The sequence below is a fragment of the Candidatus Chloroploca mongolica genome, from assembly GCF_004762035.2.
Classification (GTDB): domain Bacteria; phylum Chloroflexota; class Chloroflexia; order Chloroflexales; family Chloroflexaceae; genus Chloroploca; species Chloroploca mongolica.
Genome location: NZ_SIJK02000015.1, coordinates 45,558 through 62,660, shown reverse-complemented (window position 1 = coordinate 62,660; position 17,103 = coordinate 45,558). Strand labels below are relative to the sequence as shown.

The 17,103-nt window shown below is 59.6% G+C and carries 11 protein-coding genes; 3 read left to right on the top strand and 8 right to left on the bottom strand.

What is annotated here, in order from left to right; translation table 11 throughout:
- Positions 1–42: 42 nt before the first annotated feature.
- A complete protein-coding gene (locus tag EYB53_RS10390) occupies positions 43–1,599 on the top strand; it encodes an ABC transporter ATP-binding protein (RefSeq protein WP_135478119.1) in 1,557 nt (518 codons plus the stop codon).
- Entirely contained in the window at positions 1,596–4,163 is a 2,568-nt protein-coding gene (gene alr, locus EYB53_RS10385; RefSeq protein ID WP_135478118.1) for an alanine racemase, read from the top strand. Before EYB53_RS10390 ends, alr begins: the two co-directional genes overlap by 4 nt.
- 51 nt (positions 4,164–4,214) lie before the next feature.
- On the opposite strand, the gene EYB53_RS10380 is transcribed toward alr, so the two are convergent.
- The 5 genes from EYB53_RS10380 to EYB53_RS10360 all read right to left on the bottom strand — a co-directional run bounded on the left by EYB53_RS10380 (position 4,215) and on the right by EYB53_RS10360 (position 10,999).
- On the bottom strand, positions 4,215–4,931 hold the full coding sequence (locus tag EYB53_RS10380) for an ABC transporter ATP-binding protein (protein ID WP_135478117.1): 717 nt from the start codon (positions 4,929–4,931) through the stop codon (positions 4,215–4,217).
- A gap of 104 nt (positions 4,932–5,035) precedes the next feature.
- Entirely contained in the window at positions 5,036–5,815 is a 780-nt protein-coding gene (locus tag EYB53_RS10375; protein ID WP_135478116.1) for an ABC transporter ATP-binding protein, read from the bottom strand.
- 25 nt (positions 5,816–5,840) lie between these two features.
- A complete protein-coding gene (locus EYB53_RS10370) occupies positions 5,841–7,220 on the bottom strand; it encodes a branched-chain amino acid ABC transporter permease (RefSeq protein ID WP_135478115.1) in 1,380 nt (459 codons plus the stop codon).
- Positions 7,221–7,222: 2 nt separating this feature from the next.
- The gene (locus tag EYB53_RS10365) at positions 7,223–8,395 is read right to left on the bottom strand and encodes a branched-chain amino acid ABC transporter permease (protein ID WP_135478114.1); all 1,173 of its coding nucleotides are present in this window, start codon (positions 8,393–8,395) and stop codon (positions 7,223–7,225) included.
- Between the two features lie 150 nt (positions 8,396–8,545).
- On the bottom strand, positions 8,546–10,999 hold the full coding sequence (locus EYB53_RS10360) for a branched-chain amino acid ABC transporter substrate-binding protein (protein WP_135478113.1): 2,454 nt from the start codon (positions 10,997–10,999) through the stop codon (positions 8,546–8,548).
- A gap of 399 nt (positions 11,000–11,398) precedes the next feature.
- Here EYB53_RS10360 and EYB53_RS10355 point away from each other — a divergent pair, with 399 nt between their 5' ends.
- Entirely contained in the window at positions 11,399–11,695 is a 297-nt protein-coding gene (locus tag EYB53_RS10355; protein WP_135478161.1) for a DUF952 domain-containing protein, read from the top strand.
- A 377-nt stretch (positions 11,696–12,072) separates the two neighbouring features.
- Here the strand turns inward: EYB53_RS10355 and hisS are convergent, their stop codons facing one another.
- Genes hisS through recG form a run of 3 tightly spaced genes read right to left on the bottom strand, consistent with a single transcriptional unit; the run spans position 12,073 to position 17,100 of the window.
- The gene (hisS, locus tag EYB53_RS10350; RefSeq protein WP_135478112.1) at positions 12,073–13,374 is read right to left on the bottom strand and encodes a histidine--tRNA ligase; all 1,302 of its coding nucleotides are present in this window, start codon (positions 13,372–13,374) and stop codon (positions 12,073–12,075) included.
- A 14-nt stretch (positions 13,375–13,388) separates the two neighbouring features.
- Complete coding sequence (locus EYB53_RS10345) at positions 13,389–14,543, bottom strand: E3 binding domain-containing protein (protein ID WP_135478111.1); 1,155 nt, start codon at positions 14,541–14,543, stop codon at positions 13,389–13,391.
- A 7-nt stretch (positions 14,544–14,550) separates the two neighbouring features.
- Positions 14,551–17,100: an ATP-dependent DNA helicase RecG gene (gene recG / locus EYB53_RS10340; protein WP_135478110.1), complete on the bottom strand. Its 2,550-nt coding sequence runs from the start codon at positions 17,098–17,100 to the stop codon at positions 14,551–14,553.
- Positions 17,101–17,103 lie beyond the last annotated feature (3 nt).

The window sequence follows — 17,103 nt, the reverse complement described above, 5'->3', positions numbered from 1 at the left end:
ATTTCTGCGGGCCTATAGACTCGATCTGTAAGAAAGCGATCTATGCAGGCTTTTCCACCGAGACGCACCACCTCAACGATCACATCACTTGAGTTGCGCGGCATTACGAAACGTTTCCCCGGCGTGATTGCCAATGATACGGTCAATCTGTCGGTACACGGAGGCGAGATCCATGCGCTGCTTGGTGAAAACGGAGCTGGCAAGAGCACGTTGATGAAGATCCTCTATGGGCTCTATCAGCCGGATGCAGGCGAAGTGAGGATTAATGATCAGCCAGTGACGATTAGCTCGCCGCAAGATGCGATTGCGCGTGGTATCGGGATGATTCACCAGCATTTTATGCTGGTGCCCTCGCTGACAGTCGCCGAAAACATTGCTCTTGGTCTGCGCTCATCACGTGGTTTACGCCTTGACCTTGACCGCGTTTCGGCTGAGGTGCAACGCCTGGCTGAGCTCTATGGGCTACGGGTTGATCCAAAGGCCTCTATCTGGCAACTGAGTGTTGGTGAACAGCAACGTGTTGAAATCCTCAAAGCGCTCTATCGAGGCGCTGAATTGCTGGTGCTAGACGAGCCAACGGCGGTTATTACCCCGCAAGAAGTTGATGATCTGTTTGCGATGCTCCGTCAGATGCGCACCGAGGGACGGGCGCTGATCTTTATTTCACACAAACTGCGCGAAGTCATTGCACTGAGCGACCGAGTGAGTGTCTTACGCGATGGACGCCTGGTCGGCACCTTTGCCACCGCAGGCAAAAGCCGGAGTGATCTAGCCCGATTGATGGTCGGGCGCGAAGTGGTTGCTGCCCGAGCGGACAATAGTCACCCTACTGAGCATGCAGGTTCGGTTGCATTAGAGTTGCACGGCATATCAGCGCAGAGCGACCGCAATACACCGGCATTGCACGGCGTGACACTACAAGTGCGGGCAGGCGAAATTCTCGGACTGGCTGGTGTATCGGGCAATGGGCAACGCGAACTGGCCGAGGTTATTGCCGGGCTACGCCCTACGAGTGCGGGCACAATCAAGCTGGCGGGGAAAGAACTGATGGGCAATCCCGCCGAGCGTGCCAATGCAGGCATCAGTTATATTCCCGAAGAGCGGATGCGCGACGGGGCAGTGCTGGAATTTAGCGTAGCCGAGAACTTGATTCTGCGCAACCATACCGAGGCCCCGTTTGCACGTGGCCCGCTGCTCGACCGATCGGCAGTTGATCAGGCCGGTCGCGATTTGATCCAGCGTTTTAACATCAAAACCCCCGGCCCACACACGCCCCTCAAAAGTCTTTCTGGTGGTAATATTCAAAAGGTGATTATGGCGCGCGAGCTTTCGCGTGAGCCAGCGGTGCTGGTTGCAGCGCAACCCACCCGAGGCGTTGACATTGGCGCAACCGCAGCCATTCACCAGTTGCTGATCGAATTGCGGCAACGGGGGGGGGCAATACTGCTCATCTCAGAGGATCTCGACGAAATTCTTGCCCTCGCTGACCGTATTGCGGTCATTCACGCGGGGAACATTGCCGCCATCCTGCCCCACGCCGAGGCGACTCCAGAGCGGCTCGGGTTGTTGATGGCAGGGGTGGCATCTGAAGTGACATGATTTTTGTTCCCGATCTGCTGGCGGCTGGCGCACGTCTTGCAGGCCCACCCGGGGCGACAGCCTTTACCGACTGGTGCTACGACTCGCGTTTAATGATCCCTGGAGCCTGTTTTGTGGCTCTGCGCACCTCGCGGGCCGATGGGCATGATTTCATCGCTGCGGCGATTGCCGCCGGGGCCAGCGGCGTGCTCTGTCGGTGGGCACCGGCAAGCACCGAGGTGACGGTGCTGCTCGCCGATGATCCACAGGCAGTTTTGCAACGCTGGGCCGCAGCGCACCTCACTGCCACCGCACCACAGGTCATCGGGGTCACTGGTAGCGTGGGGAAAACGACCACCCGTCGTGCCATTGCCGCCGTGCTCACCACTGCCCAGCCAACCTTTCAGAGTCGGCGCAGTTTCAATTCATTGCTAGGCTTGCCGGTTGCGCTTGCCCGCCTGCACGATGAGCATCGTTTTGCGGTGCTCGAATATGGCAGCGATCACCCTGGCGAAATCAAAGCACTGGCCGCACTCTTCCCTCCACAGATCGCGGTTGTCACCTCGGTTGGGGCCGTCCATCTGCACCGCTTTGGCACGCTCGATCAAGTAGCCACCGAATTTGCAACCCTTCTCGCCGCGTTGCCTCCCAATGGCATTGCCATCATGAATGGCGACGATCAGAACGGATTGTTGGAGCAAGGCATAGCGCCCCAGCTGCTACGCTATGGGCTTGGCCCCGACTGTGACGTGCGCGCAGATGCGATCAGCTATAGCCTTGAAGGCACCCGTTTCCAGTTGCACTGGCAAGGAGCGATAGAAAGCGCCTCGATCTCCCTTATTGGCCTCCCTGCGGTCTATGCAGCGCTTGCCGCCATTGCAACCGGTCTCGTCTGTGGCTTGCCGTTGGCATCTTGTGTGGCGGCGCTGCCAACGATCGAGCCAGTGGCAGGGCGCCTGCGACCATTGCGGTTGCCCAGTGGGGCCGTGCTGCTCGACGATACCTTCAATGCGTCGCCGCCCTCGGTGGAGGCAGCGCTGAAAACGCTGGCTGCCCTGCCAGCGCGGCGCCGCATTGCAGTGCTTGGGCCTTTCACCGAACTGAGAACCGACGAGGCAACCGTTGCTGCCCGTGAGATCGGCCAACTCGCCGCGCACTGCAGTGATGCCTTGATCCTCAAAGGTGACTGGGGCGTCACTGCGGCGCGCGCCGCCCGCACGGTACGCAACGATCTGCCGATCACTATCGTTGATACCACCGATGCAGCCTTGCGAGCGATGCCCGTGAGCCGTACCGGCGATCTTGTGCTCGTGAGCGGATCAGCCGGGGCACGCATGGAACGGTTCGTGGCCCGTGTGTTGATGGCGCATCCTTCAGATGCGCCGGGAGGTACGCCGATCGCGGGGTACCAGGCCACACCCCGGCTCGATCACCTGTTAGTGCGGCAAGAAACGGCCTGGCGTAGTGTGCGGATCGGGGCACCTGACCGTCCCACATGGCTCCGGGTTGATCTTGATGCGATTGCCACGAATATTCGCTGGCTACAACAGTTGCGTGGCGTGCCATTGATGGTCGTGCTCAAAGGCGATGGCTATGGACACGGGGCCGTCCGCGTTGCCCGGGCAGCACTTGGGGCCGGCGCGAGTGCCGTAGCCGTAGCAACGCTCGGTGAGGGGCGCACCCTGCGCGAACAGGGCATTCTTGCGCCGATCCTGGTGCTTGGCTATACCCCACCGTGGCAAGCCGAAGCGATCGTTGGACTCGGCCTGGACTGCACGCTCTTTGACGACGATACAGCCCAGGCACTGAGTGCGGCAGCCTCATCAGACCGTCGCGTCCGGGTTCACATCAAAGTAGACACCGGCATGGCGCGTCTCGGGTTGGCCCCCGATGAAGTTGGGCCGTTTCTCAGCCGCTTACGTCAACTCCCCGGGCTAGAAGTAGTCGGGATCTACACCCATTTTGCCAGTGCCGATGCCGAAGATCTTGCGCAGACAACCATGCAGATCGAGCGTTTCCGTCGTTTGCTCGACGAACTCGCGACTGCCGAGCTACGGCCACCGCTGGCCCACGCCGCCAATAGCGCCGCAACATTGCGCTTCCCAACGGCCTGCTTTGACATGATTCGTCCTGGCATTGCGTGTTACGGCCTGGCCCCGGCGCCAACGGTACCGCTGCCAACTGCGCTCCGCCCCGCCTTAAGCTTTCACAGCGAAATCGCCCAGATCCGCGACCACCCAGAGGGCACGCCGATCTCGTATGGGGGCAGCTACATCACCAGGCGCAGCAGTCGCATCGCGACCATTCCGGTTGGCTATGCCGATGGTCTACGCCGTAGCCCGGCGTGGCGTGAAGTGCTCGTGCGGGGGCAACGCACCCCGCTGGTAGGGCGCATCTGCATGGACTATGCGATGCTTGACGTCACCGACCTTGCCGAGGTACGGCGCGGTGATCCAGTGGTGCTCATCGGACAACAGGGCGACGACGTCATTACCGCCGACGAAGTGGCAAGCTGGCTCAACACCATCAGCTACGATGTCGTCACCGGCATTTTGCCACGGGTACCGCGGGAAGTTGGGGAATAGAAAAAGAGACAATGCGAGCTTTGCTCGCATTGTTAGGGGATAGATCAAGCCTTATTCGAGGCCGAGGTACGACTTCTGTACCGTCTCATTTTCACGCAGCGCTTTGGCTTCATCCTCAAGAATAATCCGGCCACTCTGCAGCACATAGCCACGGTGGGCAATGCCGAGCGCCTGGAGCGCATTTTGCTCAACGAGCAGCACGGTCATCCCCTGGGCATTGATCGTCTCGATAATCTCAAAAATCTGTTCAACCAGCACCGGGGCGAGACCCATGGAAGGTTCATCGAGCAACAGCACCTGGGGACGGGTCATCAAGGCACGTCCAATCGCCAGCATCTGCTGTTCGCCACCCGAGAGAGTACCGCCCTTCTGGGAAACGCGCTCGCGGAGGCGCGGGAAGAGCGTAAAGACGCGCTCAAGATCCTCTTGATAGATCGCGCTGCGTGTACTATGGAGATACGCGCCCATCTCAAGATTTTCGAGCACCGTCAGACGGGGAAAGATCCGACGGCCCTCGGGCGACTGCGCAATCCCGCGTTTAACAATCTCGTGTGACGGAATGCGATCGATGCGCTCATCATTCAGCACCACCTGCCCCTGGCGAGGCACAAGCAACCCTGAGATCGTCCGCAGGGTCGTACTCTTCCCAGCACCATTAGAGCCAATCAGGGTAACAATCTCACCTTTATTGACAGTAATGGAAACACCCTTTAAGGCATGAATTTTACCGTAGTATGTATGAACATCTTCGAGCTTGAGTAGAGCCATATATTCCTCTATGTAGCCGATCGTTTATCTACAATGCACAGCGCACGACCGGTATCCTGAGAAGGATGCCCCACCAGGGCGAGCGCGCCACGTTACCGGGGCAGCTAGGCAGCGGCCCCGGCGGCTCCCTTACCGAGGTAGGCCTCGATCACCCGCGGATTAGAACGAATCGTATGCGCATCTCCCTCAGCGATCTTCGTCCCATAATCGAGCACCGAAATGCGCTCAGAAATCGCCATCACGAGGCGCATATCGTGCTCGATCAACACCACAGTCAGACCAAGATCATCGCGGAGGCGGCGAATCAAACCCGTAGCCGCATCGGTCTCCTGGGGATTCATCCCTGCGGTCGGCTCATCGAGCAAAATCAACTTGGGATCACCAGCGAGCGCACGGGCAATCTCAAGGCGACGCTGGTCACCATAGGGTAAATTCTTGGCAAGCTCTTCGCGTTTAGCATCAAGGCCAACGTAGGCAAGGCGTTCGCGGGCCTCATCGCGCGCCTTCGTCTCTTCACGACGGACACCAGGGGCGCTCGCAATAATTTGCCAGAAAGGGACATGGAGGCGGGTATGCATCCCAACCAGCACATTTTCGAGCACCGTCATATTATCAAAGAGCCGAATATTCTGAAACGTCCGACGCATCCCGAGGGCCGCAATCTGATCCGGGCGTGTCCCAGCGATCGACTTGCCATCAAAGAGGATCGCCCCTTTATCGGGCTTGTAGATCCCGGTCAACATATTAAAAAAGGTCGTCTTCCCTGCGCCGTTGGGTCCGATCACACTAGCAATCACGCCCTTTTCGATGATCAACGTCACATCGTTGACCGCAGTCAAGCCGCCAAAGGTTTTGGTAATGTTGGTTGCTTCCAACAGCGCCATAACGGTTCCTCTCGCATCATACAAGCTAGGTAATTGGACCACTACCGGGCGGAGCCTGGGTCGGCGGGGGTGGCTGGCCACCATCAACTTCGCCATCATCGAGGGGCAAATCTACCACCTGATCTTCCACCAGTTCTTCCTTGCGCCGTTCATCGGGAAGAATTCCTGTCGGGCGAAAGATCATCATCAAGATCAGCAGCAGACCAAAGAAGAGGCGCTGATACTGGGTCGGGTCAAAAGCCGACGGAATCGGCGCACCAGCGCGCTGCAGATCACGCAGCACCGTCGCCAAACGAGGCAGGATCTGCAGATCAAGCATCGTCACCAGCACGGCCCCAAGCATAACCCCAGGAATCGAACCCATCCCACCAAGAATGACCATCGCCAGAATATTGATCGACCGAATGAGGTCGAAGGTCGGCGGATTAATGAAGAGCTGCTTGGAGGCAAAGATCACGCCCATCGCCCCGGCAAACGAAGCGCCGACGGCAAAGGCCAGCAATTTGGTGCGCACCAGCGGAATACCCTGGGCAATCGCGGCGGTTTCGTCCTCACGGATCGCTTCCCAGGCACGCCCGATCCGCGAGTGCTTGAGGCGACTCACTACCACCACAGTCAACAGCACAATCAGCAGCACCGTAAAGTAGAAAAACTGCTGATAGAGTTGCTGATCATCGAGGTTGAGACCGAGGGTATTGCGCACAAAATCGGCAAAAATCAGCGGAGGGCGTGCAATCCCACGAATACCCTGCGAGCCATTGGTAATATTGATCGGGCGATCAAGGTTATTAGCCAGCACCCGGATTACCTCACCAAAGCCGAGGGTAACAATCGCCAGATAGTCGCCGCGCAAGCGCAGCACCGGGAGGCCAAGGAGCACACCGAAAATGGCCCCGACGATCAGGCCAAGGAAAATAAAAGGGTAGAACATAATCGGCGGCACCGGGCTCCAGGCCGGATTCATGAGCGTCATCTGTTCGGTGCTCAAGATCCCCCAGAGATAGGCCCCGACAGCAAAAAAGGCCACGTAGCCAAGGTCAAGCAAGCCCGCAAAACCGACCACCACATTGAGCCCCAGGGCCAGCGCCACAAAGATACCAGCCTGGGTCGCCACATCAATATAGAAAGGATTGAGTGTTCCAAAGATCGGCAAGACCACCAGGAGCATCACACCACCGAGGGCCACCTTGAAGCCAAGGGCCACCTGCGAGCGATAAATAATGAGCAGCAGCAGCAGAAAAAGGGCAAAGGCAATATCGGTATTGAGGCTTGTCCGCGGATTCGTCAGCAAGAGCCAGGTACAGATCGCCGCATACAGACCGAGAAAGCTATAGCCGGTCGGCCCACGCGATAATGTAGCCTTCACCTGCTCCCAGAGATTGGTTGGTGGAGACATCGTCGCCATAGCTACACCTTCTGCGTTGTCGACTCACCGAGCAAGCCGGAGGGTCGGAAGATCAGGATCAGAATCAAGATACTAAAAGCGACAATATCGGCATAGGCCGCTCCAGAGAGCGCACCATTGGTAAAGAGCGACAGATACGACGCCACAAACGCCTCGAGGAAGCCAAGCACCAACCCGCCGACCATCGCACCGGTAATATTGCCGATACCACCGAGCACCGCTGCGGTAAACGCCTTGAGACCAGGAATAAAGCCCATATAGGGGTTGACGGTACCGACATTGAGACCAAAGAGCGCACCAGCGGCACCACCCAGGGCCCCACCGATCAAGAAGGTGAGGGTAATAATGCGATTAACATTAATGCCCATCAAACTTGCCGTCGGCATATCCTGTGCTGTCGCCCGAATTGCTTTGCCAAGGCGGGTTGCATTGACCAGATAATTGAGCACGATCAGCATAATCACCGCAGCGGTAATGAAGACCAACGCCTTGGGACTAATAATAATCGGCACGGGACGATCACCGAGGGTCATCTCAAAGAGGCGAATAGGCGGGCCAAAATCAGGGGCATTATAACGCGCATTGAAACCCATCGGGGAATTGGTCATAATCAAGCGCACAACATCCTGGAGCACCAGCGACACCCCAATCGCTGAAATCAGCGGCACGAGACGGGGCGTCCCACGCAAGGGCCGATAGGCGACTCGTTCCACGGTCACGGCCAGCGTCCCACTGACGATCATCCCGATCAGCACCACTAGCAGCACAAAGAACAGTGGGTTCATGCCTTCCAGGAGACCAATACTAGCCAGAAAGAGCCCCACTGCCGCCCCGGTGACACCACCCACCATAAAGATCTCACCATGGGCGAAGTTAATAAACTCGAGCACACCATAGACCATCGTATAGCCGAGCGCGATGGTTGAAAAAAGAAACCCGCGCACCAGACCATCAATAAGCACCTGTGGGAGAATGGTCAGCGTCCGGGTCAAAAGATCGGGGCGTGCGCCAAGTTGCACCAGTGAGAGAAGGATCACCAGCAAACTCAACGCGATGGCACTGCCAACCACAAAGAGCAACAACTGAACAAGCGGGCCAAAGACGGTTCGCAGGGTCTCAACAATGGGGCGTCGAACAGCTTGAGCTGACGTTTGGGCGTTTGCTTCCGCAGCCATGAACCTCACCAGACTATATATGTCGTGCGTACGGCATACCGCACGCACGACAAACTGTTGTGCGGGAGCACCGCACAAGGCCAGGAGTGAAGGTGAGCAAGCGTGTGACCAGGACGCGCCTGGTACACACGCTTGGCCACAGCGTACAAGCTATTGCGGCGGCGCAATATCCAACCGGGTGATCAGGGCATTCTCATTCCAGTCAACAATGTTGGCCTGGAGCACGAAGTAGGTCGCAACCTCGGGATCACCATTCTCATTGAACTTGTAGTCACCGGTAATGCCACCAAGCGCTGGCAAGCCACGGATCGCGTCAACCACCTGGGCACGCGTCGGGGCAGCAGCGGCATCAACGGCCGCCTGGAGAATACCAGCCACACAGAAAGCAGCCGAGTCATACGCCTGAGCCGAGAAAGGTGTAGCAGGCCCATTAAACTGCGCCTCGTAGTCAGTTGCAAACTGGGCTGCATTGGGGAACTGGCTCACCGGTGCGGCCACCGAGGTGTAGTGCATGCCATCAACGGCATCACCCGCCAGCGTCGCCAACTCGGGGCTATCCAGACCATCGGGGCCAAGGAACTGCGCCGTGATGCCACGGTCGCGGGCCTGGCGGAAGAGCGGGCCAGCCTGCGGATAGAGCCCACCGAAGTAGATCAGGTCAGGATTGGCGGCCTGGATCGGGGTCAGAATCGCCGAGAAATCACTCTGCTCTTCGGTACCCTCGAAGCCCAGCACTTCCATGCCATTCTCTTCAGCCGCCAGGCGGAAGAACTCGGCTACACCCTGGCCGTATGCGGTCGTATCGTGAATGATATAGACCGAGGCAGCGCCAAGCTCTTCGCGGGCAAACTGCTCGCCCACGATCCCCTGGACATCATCGCGACCAACGACGCGGAAGGCCACGCCATAGCCACCCTCGGTGATGTTCGGGTTGGTATTGGCCGGCGACACCATCGCCAACGAGGCATTCTGATAATCGGGCAGCGAGGCCAGCGCCACACCCGAGTTCAGGTGGCCAACGACACACAGCACATCGGGATCCGAGACGATGTTCTTGGCATTGGCCGAGCCAACCTCAGCACGAGCCTGATCGTCAAACGGGGCCAACTCAAAGGTCACACCAGCATCAGCCAGTAACTCATTGAGTTGTTCCACATTCAATTCGGCGCCATTGCGGATACCCGTACCAAGCGCGGCCTGCGGGCCACTCAGCGGGCTCTGCGACGCAAGCTTGATTGTGCCAAGGTTCAGATCGGCAACTTCAGCCCCAAGCGCAGCAATCAAATCAACCAGTGGCTCAGCCTCGGTTGCCGCAGGAGGAGGAGTCGTCGTACTCTCAGATCCTGGAGGAGCAATTTCGAGGCGGGTAATTAACGCATTGGCATTCCAATCAGCAACATTGGCCTGAAGCACAAAGTAGGTTGCCGGATTGGGGTCGCCATTCTCATTGAAGGTATAGTCGCCAGTAATACCCTCATACGCAGCCAGACCCTTCAACTCTTCAAGCACCTGGGCACGGGTCGGCACGCCACCAGCGGCCTCGGCAGCAGCGGCAATACCAGTAATACAGATCCCAGCGGCATCATACGACTGAGCCGAGAAAGGTGTTGCCGTGCCATTAAACTGCGCCTCGTAGTCAGTTGCAAACTGGGCTGCATTGGGGAACTGGCTCACCGGTGCGGCCACCGAGGTGTAGTGCATGCCATCAACGGCATCACCCGCCAGCGTCGCCAACTCGGGGCTATCCAGACCATCGGGGCCAAGGAACTGCGCCGTGATGCCACGGTCGCGGGCCTGGCGGAAGAGCGGGCCAGCCTGCGGATAGAGCCCACCGAAGTAGATCAGGTCAGGATTGGCGGCCTGGATCGGGGTCAGAATCGCCGAGAAATCACTCTGCTCTTCGGTACCCTCGAAGCCCAGCACTTCCATGCCATTCTCTTCAGCCGCCAGGCGGAAGAACTCGGCTACACCCTGGCCGTATGCGGTCGTATCGTGAATGATATAGACCGAGGCAGCGCCAAGCTCTTCGCGGGCAAACTGCTCGCCCACGATCCCCTGGACATCATCGCGACCAACGACGCGGAAGGCCACGCCATAGCCACCCTCGGTGATGTTCGGGTTGGTATTGGCCGGCGACACCATCGCCAACGAGGCATTCTGATAATCGGGCAGCGAGGCCAGCGCCACACCCGAGTTCAGGTGACCAACAACACACATAATCTCGGGATCCGAGACGATGTTCTTGGCATTGGCCGAGCCAACCTCAGCGCGCGCCTGATCGTCAAACGGGGCCAGTTCGACCGTAAAGCCGAGATCGATCAACGGCTGAGCCAGTTGCTCAATCGCCAACTGGGCACCATTGCGAATACCCGTACCAAGGGCGGCCTGCGGGCCGCTAAGGGGACTCTGTGAAGCAATCTTAATCGTTGCACCAGACGGAGCCGTGGTCGGCTCTTCAGCCGGAGGGGTCGTGGGCTGCTCGGGCGCGGCCGTCGCAGCGGGATCACCCGGAGCCGCTGTCGGCTGGGCTGCGGGAGCACCACCACAGGCCGCGATGAGCGCCCCGAGCAGTGCAATGAGAACCAAAAGACTTACACGCTTCATAAACGTAGGACTCCTTACACAATCTGTAAGCTACCGTATCGGAAACGAAACTAACGTCATCGTAAACCGGGGTTGCCAACCCACACCTGACTGACGCTCATCGAGATAGCGGCACAGGCACAGACACCTCCTTTCGGTGTTGTTGGCCCTGACGTAGGGCAGGTTTGGATTCAGCGTTGACGTGTGAGAAACTATGGTGCCACTGTGCGGTAGGGTACCACACATAGCCCTATTATACACTTTTTTGTTGGGTGACAGAACGCGAGTCTACCGGATTGTGTGCTGATTGTCAAGCGTGGCTTGACAATCAGCACGAGTCGTGCCAAGGTTTGGGGTCACGCTATAGGGACTGGTTTTTAGGGCGTCAGCCCTACCATTTAAAGGAGTTTCTCTGTGACGATGATCCTTCACCTTGCTCACGCCGCCGCATGGGCTGAGGCACAACACGTGGGGTTCTATGCACCTCGGTCGCTGGACAGCGAGGGGTTTATCCATTTTTCCACCGAGGCGCAGTTGCCCGGGGTGGTCGAGCGTTTTTATCAGCATCAGCCCGAGATGATCCTACTTGTCGTGGCGGTTGATCGCCTCGAGGCTGAATTGCGCTATGAGGAGGCGGAACCAGGCGAAGCTTTCCCTCACCTCTATGGGCCGCTGAACCTTGATGCTGTGGTGGAAGTACGTCTGTTTGCGACGTGACTGGCAGGGGTTCGGGCGATGCCGAGCACGGGCAAGCCGGGCACGGCGGCGCGGTAGGGGCACGGCTCGCCCGTGCCCCCCTACGCCGGGCACGGCGGTGCGGTACGGGCACGGGCGAGCCGTGCCCCTGTACGGGCACGGCGGCGCCGTGCCCCTACGCCGGGCACGGCGGCGCGGTAGGGGCACGGGCAAGCCGTGCCCCTACGCCGGGCACGGCGGTGCGGTACGGGCACGGGCGAGCCGTGCCCCCTACGGCGGGCACGGGCGGCGCGGTACGGGCACGGCTCGCCCGTGCCCCCTACGCCGGGCACGGGCGGTGCGGTACGGGCACGGCTCGCCCGTGCCCCCCCCACGCCGGGCACGGGCGAGCCGTGCCCCTACGGGGTCAATGCGGCGACAACGTCTGCGCGGGCGACGCTGCGCTGGCTGCCGTCGCGCAGGTCTTTGATCACAACTTCGCCACGGTCGCGTTCGTCGGGGCCAAGCACGAGGGCATAGCGGGCCCCTTTACGGTCGGCCTCTTTGAATTGTTTGCCCAGGCCCTGGGCTGGATCAAGGCTCAACAAGGTGTTGACCCCGCCAGCACGTAGTTCGCTGGCAAGTGCCATCGCCTCGCCGGCCAAGTCAGAACCAAAGATCGTGACAAAGGCAATCGCAGTTGTGGTCAGGCGGGGGCCTAGCCCTAGCTCTTCCATGACATCGTGCAGGCGATCAAGGCCAAAGGCAAGCCCCACGGTCGGAATGGCGCGTCCGGCAAACTGGCCGATCAGTTCGTCATACCGTCCCCCACCCAGCAATGAGCCTTCCGGCCAGTGCGGGGTGATGGTCTCGAAGACAAGCCCGGTGTAGTACGAGAGCCCACGGGCAAGCCGTGGGGCGATGCGGTAGCGCTCCGGGGGGACACCCATGGCATCAAGCGCTGCGATGATTGCGTGCAGGTTGTCAAGCGCGGCCACGGCTCGCTCGTCACCTGCCAGATGCTCACGCAGGGTCGCCAGCACGGTCGCAGGTGAACCTTCGGTCTGCACCAGGGTGAGGATCTGCTCAGTTGCGGTGGCGTTGACGCCCATTCGTACGAGTTCCTCGCCAACCCCGCTTGCGCCAAGTTTGTCGAATTTGTCAATGGCCCGGTAGACGCCGCCCGCCGCTGCTTCATCGAGGCCACTGGCACGGGCAATGCCGCCGATCACCTGGCGGTGGTTGAGCAAGGTGACAAAGTCGGGAAAACCGAGTTCGGCGAGCGCCTCACTCAAGAGTGCGACAATCTCGGCGTCGGCCAGCGGCGAACTGCTGCCGACAATATCGGCATCAAACTGATAAAACTCGCGGTAGCGCCCACGGGCCGGACGTTCGCCACGGTAACTCGGTCCATAGGCGTACCGACGCCACGGGAAGGCGAGTTGGCCCGCATACTGCGCGACCACCCGGGCAAGTGGAACTGTCTGGTCATATCGGAGCGCCAAACTCCGCCCGCCGTGGTCTTCAAACCGGTAAATGAGCTTTTCGTCGTCGCCGAGCTTGCCTTCCAACACTTCGGCATACTCGATCACCGGTGTTTGCAGTGGATCAAAACCGTGACGCTCGCAGACGCGTTGTACCACCGTCAGGATGTGCTGCCGGAGCAACATCGCCTGGGGCAGATGGTCGCGCATGCCTTTGATATTTTGTACTTTTGCCATGTCTCTACTTTATTTTATCGCGTTGACGGCGCTTCAAGGTGCGTACAGAGGGTACGCAGAAAGGTGTTCGCCAGTTGCTCATCAATGATACGGGCATCGTAGCTGATGGTCAATACGCCAACAGGCCGAATCGCCAGGCTGTCGTTCACGACAAGCAGGCGTCGCACCGGAGGCGTGACGCTCACTACAGCCAGGCAATGCGGCAACGGCGACATCCCTTGCCAACCAGCAGCGCCTTCGGGCCGAAACACGATGGCAAAGGTGGCCTCATCGAGCGCGGGAGCCACCTGGTGCGCAAGCGCCCTCGTCAGGCCGCGCTGATTGAGATCGCTGGCATCGTACACGAGATGCCATTGGTAGTGCGCAGTGTCTGGCAAGCCAATGGCAAAGTGCAGGCGCCGCCGCAGGACAAGGTTGCCATCTTCACCAGGCGCACCGTTGAGCAACGGGTAGGCCGGCAGCAACGCGGCAAGCGCTTCAAGCACCACCGGAGCAATAAAGGGCGTGACTTCCAGACGGGCGAGATGCGCAGGCAAAGCGGCACTTTGTGCGAGTGTGGCGGTTGCGTCAAACTCCATTGTCAGGCTAGCAACCGGACGCAGGCCAGATTCAGGATCAACTGAGACCGGGGTGAGTGCTGGTTGCGGTGCCGCATCAGCGCAACTGGGCTCTCGCTCATTATCGGTGAGGTGGGGAGGGTGCGTAACGTCCTGCGACTGCGATTGTCCATCCTCCCCGGTCTCTCCATCAGCATGCTCGGCAAGCAGCGTCGCGGGCGGGGGCAACAGGGCACGCACATCAGCGGCCCGGATCTGACCGTGCGGGCCACTGCCAGTGACTTGATCCAGCGCGATGCCATGCACCAGCGCGATGCGGCGAGCCAGCGGAGTCGCTTTGCAGCGCGCAGGGGCAGCAGGCAAAGCCAGCGCAGGCTCGGCCTCGGCTAGAGCCTCGATGCGAGCCAGGAGGGCACCAGGAGCCACGCGCATCCCTGTGGGCACAGGATCGCACAGGCGTCCCGTCACATCGGCAGGAATGAGCACCTCGACCGACGACGTGACCACAATCACGAGGGGCGTGCCCAGGGTCACGTGGGCATCGGGTTGAACGAGCCACCGTGTGACCACCGCCGCACCACCTGGCAACGCTGGCAGGGAAAGAGTATGCATGAAAGGTTCATCCCGCCTTCGCGGCCTCGGCCCAGAAGGCGTCTACTTTCTGTTTCAAAAGGGCATGTTCAGGCTTGCTCAAACGGACATCATCGTTCAGGATCAACTCAGCTTCATTGCGGGCAGCGTAGAGCAGACGGGTATCGGCCAGGCGAGCGACCTTCAGATCTGGCGTCCCACTCTGGCGCGTGCCAAAAAACTCACCGGGGCCACGAAGTTGCAGATCAACCTCCGAGAGCTTGAAGCCATCGTTGGTCTGTTCCATCGCTTCGAGGCGCTGACGCGTGATCACATTATCATCTTTATCACTAATCAGGATGCAATAGCTCTTGTGTGCACCCCGTCCAACGCGGCCACGAAACTGGTGCAACTGCGCCAGACCAAAGCGTTCGGCCCCTTCGATCAGAATCGTCGAGGCATTCGGAATATCAATGCCAACCTCGATCACTGCCGTTGCGACCATAATATCGTAGGCGTGGTCACGAAACGCCAGCATCACCTCATCCTTTTCGCGTGGCAACATCCGCCCGTGCAGCAGGGTCACACGCAGATCGGGGAAGACCGAGCCTTGCAGAGTTTCGTACATCTCTTCCGCCGACGGCAGATCGACCTTCTCACTCTCTTCGACGAGGGGACAGATCACAAAAGCCTGGCGGCCATGCTCGATTTCACGGCGGAGATGGCGATACGCTTTCGAGCGTTCTGCTTTGCGCACCCAGCGCGTACGGATCGGCTCACGGCCCGGGGGCAACTCATCGAGGATCGACGTATCGAGATCGCCATAAATGGTCATTGTGAGCGTACGCGGAATCGGCGTCGCCGTCATCACAAGCAAATGGGGATTAAAGCCCTTATCACGCAGGCGTTGACGCTGCTCGACGCCAAAACGGTGCTGCTCATCAACCACCACCAGTCCAAGCGACTGAAACCGCACCCCTTCGGTAATGAGCGCGTGCGTCCCGATGACCAGATCAATCTCACCATTCGCAATGCCCTCGAGCACCCGTCGGCGCGCCCTGATGCCGAGGCTCCCGGTCAAGAGCGCGACCCGAACACCCTGACCGGCCATATCTTCCTCATCGGTCATCCCGAGCAGCGCCTTGATCTCGGCGAGTTTGGCGGCCTCTTCAGGCTCAAGGCGATCCTTCCACGTCTCACCTTCCGCCTCTTGGCGAGCGGCACGGGGCACGGCAAGCTTGCCAAGCAACTGCTTGAGCCCCTTGTAGTGCTGTTCAGCCAGGATCTCGGTGGGGGCCATCAACGCCCCCTGAAAGCCATTGCCAATCGCCTGCACCAGCGCCGCCGCCGCGACCACCGTCTTACCCGAACCAACATCGCCCTGGAGCAAACGCGCCATCGGAAGCGGGCGGGCCATATCGCGGAAGATTTCATCAAGCACACGCTGCTGGGCATTGGTCAAACGAAAGCCAACATGATCGAGCAACTGCTGGTGGAGATCGGGGAGGAACGCCAACTGATAGCCGAGTTCGCCCTGCCAGAGCAACTTGCGCTGCAGCACACCCAACTGAATAAAGAGGAACTCATCGAACCCAAGGCGTGTACGTGCCTGTTGCAACTGTTCGGGCGTATCGGGATAATGGATCTGCGCCAGCGCCTCGCCGAGGGGCAACAGATTACAGCGTTGCCGACTCATTTCGGGCATATGATCGACCATACGAGGCGTCATCGCATCAACAACAAACTTGATCGTCTTGCGGGCATTGCGCTCGTGCAGACCCTTGCTGAGCGGATGGACGGGCACGAGACGCCCAGTATGGAGCATCGTCCCATCAGGCACATACGGCTCCCAGGTCGGACTCGTCATCTGGCGCATCCCCTGATAGGACGACACCTTGCCACTGAGCACAAGCTGGCGTCCGACGGTCAACTGTTTGGGCAACCAGGGCTGATTAAAAAAGACCGCCTTGATCGACCCACTCGTATCACTAAACGTCACCTCAACGCGCGAGCGCGGCCCACCGCCCACGAGCCGGACATCGCTTACTTCCGCAATAAGCGTACCAACCGCACCGACTTCGAGATCGGCAATGCCGTGCTGCGACGAAAAATCATCATAGCGATGGGGCACATGGTACAGCAGATCCTCAACGGTCTTGAGGCCGAGGCGGCGAAACGCAGTGACGTCACGGCGCTCGATCCCCGGCACCAGATCGAGGGGATCAGTGAGCGCGAGATCGGCGGCCGTGCGGACAGGAGCAGGAGGTTGAGGAGGCGAAGCGGGCGGGCGGGCACGCTTCTTTTTGGCCGGTGGCGCAGGAGGAGGAGGAGGCGCAGTCTCGTGACGAAAGAGCCCGCGCAGATCCTCGACCGCGCGGGTCACGCGGGCACGGCGCTCAAGGATCGACTGGGCCCCATAATCAGCGAGCAAGGCAAGGGTCGCCTGAACGGCAGGGAGATCGAGCGAACCATCAGCCTGAGCCTGCCACTGCGCAAGGAAGTGGTCGAGGCCGTCATCGGCAGCGGTATCATCGCAGCCCCGGCGCAACTCAGCGGCGAGGAGACGCCCGAGACTAATAATATGGTCGCGATCCTGCATAAC

Bases quoted from the DNA above. Each gene is read 5' to 3' on its own strand.
- EYB53_RS10390 (WP_135478119.1), top strand. From the start codon at position 43: ATGCAGGCTTTTCCACCGAGACGCACCACCTCAACGATCACATCACTT.
- alr (WP_135478118.1), top strand. From the start codon at position 1,596: ATGATTTTTGTTCCCGATCTGCTGGCGGCTGGCGCACGTCTTGCAGGC.
- EYB53_RS10380 (WP_135478117.1), bottom strand. From the start codon at position 4,931: ATGGCTCTACTCAAGCTCGAAGATGTTCATACATACTACGGTAAAATT.
- EYB53_RS10375 (WP_135478116.1), bottom strand. From the start codon at position 5,815: ATGGCGCTGTTGGAAGCAACCAACATTACCAAAACCTTTGGCGGCTTG.
- EYB53_RS10370 (WP_135478115.1), bottom strand. From the start codon at position 7,220: ATGGCGACGATGTCTCCACCAACCAATCTCTGGGAGCAGGTGAAGGCT.
- EYB53_RS10365 (WP_135478114.1), bottom strand. From the start codon at position 8,395: ATGGCTGCGGAAGCAAACGCCCAAACGTCAGCTCAAGCTGTTCGACGC.
- EYB53_RS10360 (WP_135478113.1), bottom strand. From the start codon at position 10,999: ATGAAGCGTGTAAGTCTTTTGGTTCTCATTGCACTGCTCGGGGCGCTC.
- EYB53_RS10355 (WP_135478161.1), top strand. From the start codon at position 11,399: ATGATCCTTCACCTTGCTCACGCCGCCGCATGGGCTGAGGCACAACAC.
- hisS (WP_135478112.1), bottom strand. From the start codon at position 13,374: ATGGCAAAAGTACAAAATATCAAAGGCATGCGCGACCATCTGCCCCAG.
- EYB53_RS10345 (WP_135478111.1), bottom strand. From the start codon at position 14,543: ATGCATACTCTTTCCCTGCCAGCGTTGCCAGGTGGTGCGGCGGTGGTC.
- recG (WP_135478110.1), bottom strand. From the start codon at position 17,100: ATGCAGGATCGCGACCATATTATTAGTCTCGGGCGTCTCCTCGCCGCT.